The following is a 5,813-nucleotide window of genomic DNA, read 5'->3' as shown; positions in this document are numbered from 1 at the left end:
AAGCCATGGCTCTCCGGATGCTGGAAGCCCCTGTCACTGCCACCCCCACCACGCCGCCGGCACTACCGGTAGAGCCGGCACCTGGTCAGCCTCAGGTGACCTCGAGACTGACCCTCTGGCAACGGATACGCGGGGCGTCAGCCACGCGCTGAGGATGCTCTCTGTACGGTCCGCACTGGTACCAGAACGCCCTGTAAGACACTGAAGGTAGTTCCCTACCACCCTGCTTCTGATGGGCCGTTATAAGCGCCCACCGTGTGGCTTACAGGCGATGTGAGAAGGCCGTCAGGACAGCGCTCGTGCGACGTCGTAGCCGGCCGATTTTGTGAGGTTGTTCCGCGCCCGGTCATACCGGCGCGTGGTGCGGGGATCGGCGTGCCCCATCGAGTCCTGCAGATCATGCAGAGCTACCCCCGCGTCCAGTGCGATGGTTGCGAAAGCGTGCCGGAGACTGTGCGGGCTGATCTCCCCCTCGATGCCCGCCACGCGGGCCAGCCGCTGCACGGTGCGGAATACCTCAGACGCTGCCCACCGCTTGCCCGTCGCCGTCGTGAAGATCGGCAGGCCATCGCCTGCCGCTGTCACCAACTCCTGCCCGGTGGTCCCCAGATAGGTGTTCAGCGCTTCCACAGCGGGGGCCGGCACTGCCACCTTCGCCACTGTGCCGCCCTTGCGCCGGACCGTCAGTGTTCGGTGCCCGGTGTCGTGACCGTAGTCCGTGGTGTTGGCGTTGAGCGCTTCACTGACCCGGATGCCGGTGAACATGAGCAGGCTTACCAGGGCGTGTGAGCGGGGGCTGTCGGCTCGCGCCGCCTCGAGCAGAGCGCGTGCCTGGTCCTTGGTGAGTCCTTGGGTGGCCGAGTGATCGGCCGAGACCTTGGGACGCTGCACCAACTCAGCCGGATTGGTGGTCATGACGCCGTGCGATACGGCGTAGCGGTAGAAGCTGGAGACAGCCGCGAGCTTCTGAGCCACGGTGGCCGGCGCACCGGTCAGCGTGTGCCGGTACCCGTCGAGATGCACCCGCTCGACGCTGAGCAGGTCCAGCCCGTGCCCGTCCAGCCACTGACACAACTGGTTGATATTCCGGGTGTACGCCCGGAGGGTGTGCGGCGAGGACGGAAGCGATAGCTTCCACGCGGCGAGGATGCGCTCGTGTCGAGTCAGGTTGGCAGGTGTACTGACGATCGGGGCAAGGTCCATACACACATGATAACTGACATTATCGTGTGGTATCTAAGTGGCCGTATGCGGCCCGTCATACGTGTACATATCTGCTGGCAGATCAAAACCAGCCCCTCCCCCCAACTCCTCCTGCTTCAACACTCGTCCGTCAGGGCGGCGAACCCACGCCTGGCCGTTGATGTCCATGAAACTGAGCCGAAGGCCGATTCTTCCCTTCATGTCCGCAAGGTAACTGTGGTCATCAAAGCCCAGCCACAGCGTTTCCTTCTCGCCCGGCCCCAGAGAAGGTATAACCGTTTGAGTCCCTCTATGGAGCACCTTCCGCTCAGGACTGGACATGTAGGAGATGACAAAGACGCCAACGTTGTTGACAGGAAAATCTGTCCCGTTAGTCACCTGCACGCGGACCCCAGTGGCCTCCAGCGCCCCGTGTCCAAACACCCGGGTCCGGCGCTCACGATCAGCGAAACGCCGCTCGGACTGATCCTTCCGTGTGACATACACCGAGTAAGCAGCAAGGGCAGCAGAGATAACTAACGCCAGGACTGTAGCCACTGCGGTCATGGCATTGAAGGCGAGGTCGTTGAAACACAGGCCTATGGCGCATATCTCAGCGTCTTCAGTGGTGGGCATCCGTCAAGTATGGAGGGGGGGGAGGGGCCCCGGCCGCCTAAGCCGCTGCCCCCGGTGGTCTTAGCGCCTTCCCTCGCATACGGGTCAGGAAGTTTTTACCCCTTAACGCAAACAGCCCCACGCTTGGCAAGCGTGGGGTGTCTGCAACCAAACAAGAGTCACATCATGCGCGACCGATGAGAGGGGAGTCCCGGGGCAAAGGGGAACAGGACTCCGACTCACGCGGTCTCGACCTGTCTCAATCGGTATCCGTGACCTCGCTACCTCGATCCTATACCACTCCGTCGAAAGTCGCAAGCTTGGCAGGTACGGGGTTACATGAGTATACTTGATATCTAGTATGTCCAGCCTCGAAGAATGCGTTTTTTGTAATGTCTGTAAGAAATAAGCAGCAGCATGAAATAGCCCGGAAGCTCTTTGTGATGCTTCAGGGGCCGCGTACTTCGGAGGATCTATCCCGCGGGCGGCGCGCAGGTGCCCCCGTGCGCCGTTCTTTCGTCCTCAAAACATCACACGGTCCTTCCCCTCTGGTGCAGATGCTGAACCAGAGGAATGGCAAAAGCGGCGGACCAGGCGGAGGCCTAAGGCTGCAGACCTATCTGAGCCTTCTGTGGGTGTGCTCAGGGAAGCCATACGAGTCCCAGCGACCAGCACGTGTATGGGCTGAACTTCTCTCCCTAGAGGACCCGGAAGTGAATGGCACCCGCCGGGTGCGCGCAGCCCTCAAGGAGCTGCAAGAGCGTCGGTTCATTGCCCTGGAACCTACCAAGCCCACTCCGACGATCAAGCTGCTTAGCGATCAAGGGAATGGTCTCCCATACGTTCCCCCAGGAGTTGCCATGCTCTCGGCCTCTCCCGAGGAAAAGCCGAACCACGAGTACTTTCGAGTGCCGAATGAAGTCTGGCTCGACGGCTACATCGGGGACATGAATGGTGCAGCCCTGGCCATGTTCCTGGTACTTCTGGCAGAGTCCCGCGGCAGTCGTAAGGACGTATGGCTAAGCCCACGAGCGCTGGAGGACCTGTATGGCATCTCATCCAGCACCCGCACCAAAGGCATAGCAACCCTCAAAGAGTTGGGGCTCATCACCGTCAGGCAGCAGAGCCTCAGCTCTACCATCGACTACTCGCCGTCGCGCCAGGTGTACCAGATACCTCTGCTACCAGTCCCTGACAGGGGCGAGGGTGGTTATAAGTGGCACACGGATCGCTAGGATTAAGGGTGTGCCGAGCAATTGGCAGCTTTCTTAACGGGAAAAGGGCCCGCGTCAACGGGCCCCTTCCCACTCGAAGAGAGTCAGCTCGAGCCCGGAAACCGGTCTCTTACCTTGGTAATACTCCGTTACCTAGGTTATGCCGGAACGGCATGTCTTAGCCAGTCGTATGACCAGTGTCATGGGCAGTGTCTGACCCGGGCTCCTTCAACACTGAAGGAGTGGCCATGAAGAAGAAGCCCACTCAGCGGTGGGCGATTGCGAACTTCCTCGTGAACTTCGCAAGGCTCATCCTGGTGATCATCTGTCACCCGCCCCACGGCGAGTGACAGGGGAGGGCGGGGCAGGCAACTGCCCCGCCCTTCACTTTTTGGCGAGAGCTTTCACTGCGGGATAGTTGGTCGGCTCCGGCGAGTGCGCCACTGCTTCACCATCAAGCCCGTACATGAAGGGGGACGCGTTAGGGTTCCCCCTTCCTACCGGGAGTCGCCGGCTGGATGCCCATGTCATGGTTTCTGCCGACATGCTGGGAAGAAGAAGAAGGTCCGCGAGGATTCCTTCCCTCGAGATGGATCCACCGTGCTCACGATCCACGTTCCGCTTCGACGTCATCGGCATGAGGTGATCAGGGCGCACGCAGTCGCGCCGCCGGCAGGTGTGGTCGAGGGTGTGCCGGGGTGTGTGGCCCCCCACGAAAGCTCCGAAGGCGTACCGGTGGGCAAGCCACTCGTGGTTACCAACGCTGATCAGGGCGTATCCCTTGTCGTTGGTTCGACCGGCCCAGACCCAGCAACCCAACTCCATGGCCGGGACGATCTGGGACACGAACTTGTTCCGTGTCCGTTCGATGGCGTCTGCCGTTCGCAGGGGTTCCTTCAGCAGAAGGTGATCATGCTTTCGGCAGTATCCCTGGCGAGAGTCGGTCTTACTGATGAGCCGGCTACCGCACTTGATCGCCTTGCACTCAGGCTTCGTGCGGAGCCATGCGCGGTGATGCATCGCGCACATGCCCCTAGCCTTGTGTGGTCGCCGTTGCTCACGGGGAAGCTGCTTGCACTCCAAACAGGTCCGTGGGTATCGCGCCTTTGGCCTTGCCAATCCTGGTTCTCCCTGTCACCTGTAACTCGAACGCAGAGTCTACCGGCTGACCATGGTTCCCTACTCTCACATGGAAAGTAGAACGTGGTACGTCGATTTGGCTATCAGAAGGGTTAGGGCAATGAGGGCCGTTGCTGTTGCTGTCCCGCGAAGCCCCAGCGGAGCGGGTGTCGAGTTGTCCTGGTCAGGAGATAAGGCGGTGAGTGGAGCCCCAGCGGAACTCACCTGGGAGGGAGTAAGGGATTCGCTGAAACTCATACTGTCTTGTCTGCCCTCCGACGTACTTCCAGCCACTCACCTTGACCACGGCGGGAACACCGGGCGGCACTGGGCAGGGTGACGGAGGGCAGGAGTCTGCCTTGACGTGAATCAAGGCAGGTTGGAACGGCACCGGTGTAGGTACGACGTATGGGTTTCCTCGCTGGCTGGCTCGTTACGGCGCAGCAGTGGCGGCATGTGCGTACAGGTCCGGCAGACCCCGCAAGGGTCTGCTGTAGGCCGTGGCACTCCTTCGATCCTGGGGATTGCTCAACCCAGTGATGGACCCTGCCTGCACGCTCGACAAAGGAACCGGCTCTGACCCGGTAAACAGCCACCCGGTTGGTTACGGTACTCGGCTTAGCGTGTTGTGTGAGGGATGTTCACATCAGTGAGGATCCGACACGCGGGGTTGCCTTCCCGCGTTCGTCTGTACCTACCGTTGGCGCAGTAGGTAGACTTGCCATATTCAGTTTGACTACAACTTGAAGATATCCCTGGTGCTTGGCGGCGCCGGGGATATCGCTTTTAACACGGCGTGGCGCGGGACGTAGCCACAGACCGAAGGTCCCAATCGCCACCGGTTCCGGGCATGGAGAAGGGCGGATGCCGTAGCACCCGCCCTTCTCTAGCTGTCTAAGCCATCCTGCCTGTTGGGGGTCTCATCAACCCACCCCAGTCACGAAAGCTCCAACCGAAGAACACCCAAGCCTGGGGCTGATCTGCCCCAGCCGGTGACGACGATGCTTCGTGGGCTTGGGCTCCAACAGCGAGCCCTCCCGTCAGCAATCCAACGATGAGTAGGGGAGCAACAACGCTCCGGACGGTGGACTTTTTCATAGCCGCGCCTCCTATTCACCCACCAGACAGCCCGATGGGTTACGAAAGAGTACATAGCGGAGAGAACTCCTGGGAAGGATGGGCACCCATGACACCGATACTCTCTACACATGGCCCCCTCCAGCGTGACGCCCCCAGCAGGGGCCGTGTTACCTAGCATGCAACCCCCTGTTGGAGGCCCCGTGCTAGGGCTTGCCGCCGCCGCAAAAGCATGCGGCGTCTCTGTATCCACACTTCGACGTAAGCGTGAAGATCTAGAGAAACTGGGAGCGGTAGCTACCCCGTCAGGGTGGCGCATACCCATTGCTGCCCTAGTCGGTTCAGGTCTCATGTCACCCACCACGAAACCCCCTGCACATGATGACCCCGTGATACCCCTGGTGGGGGGCAGTGATGCCCCCTCTGACACCCTCAGGGAAGAACTTGAGACGCTGCGCTCACGGCTTGCCGCCGCCGAGCAACGCGCCGCCGTGGCCGAAGCGATCGCCACAGAGCGTGAGCGGCTGATTGAGAGCCAAGCCATGGCTCTCCGGATGCTGGAAGCCCCTGTCACTGCCACCCCCACCACGCCGCCGGCACTACCGG

Annotated in this window: 3 protein-coding genes and 1 pseudogene; 2 read left to right on the top strand and 2 right to left on the bottom strand. The window is 61.1% G+C overall.

Going from position 1 to position 5,813, the window contains the following annotated elements:
* Window positions 1-285: 285 nt before the first annotated feature.
* Both AC4D2F_RS16820 and AC4D2F_RS16815 read right to left on the bottom strand, forming a co-directional pair.
* The gene (locus tag AC4D2F_RS16820) at window positions 286-1,203 is read right to left on the bottom strand and encodes a tyrosine-type recombinase/integrase (RefSeq protein WP_490911632.1); all 918 of its coding nucleotides are present in this window, start codon (window positions 1,201-1,203) and stop codon (window positions 286-288) included.
* A gap of 33 nt (window positions 1,204-1,236) precedes the next feature.
* Window positions 1,237-1,818, bottom strand: coding sequence for a hypothetical protein (locus AC4D2F_RS16815; RefSeq protein ID WP_490911631.1), 582 nt, complete (start codon window positions 1,816-1,818; stop codon window positions 1,237-1,239).
* Window positions 1,819-2,657: 839 nt separating this feature from the next.
* Here AC4D2F_RS16815 and AC4D2F_RS16810 point away from each other — a divergent pair.
* The gene (locus tag AC4D2F_RS16810; protein WP_490911630.1) at window positions 2,658-3,032 is read left to right on the top strand and encodes a hypothetical protein; all 375 of its coding nucleotides are present in this window, start codon (window positions 2,658-2,660) and stop codon (window positions 3,030-3,032) included.
* Window positions 3,033-5,596: 2,564 nt separating this feature from the next.
* Window positions 5,597-5,813: pseudogene (locus AC4D2F_RS16805) on the top strand (hypothetical protein); the annotation flags it as partial.

The organism is Arthrobacter sp. TJ-263 (assembly GCF_058269155.1).
The sequence above is the reverse complement of the archived record's forward strand: the minus strand, read 5'-3'. Positions and strand labels throughout refer to the sequence as shown.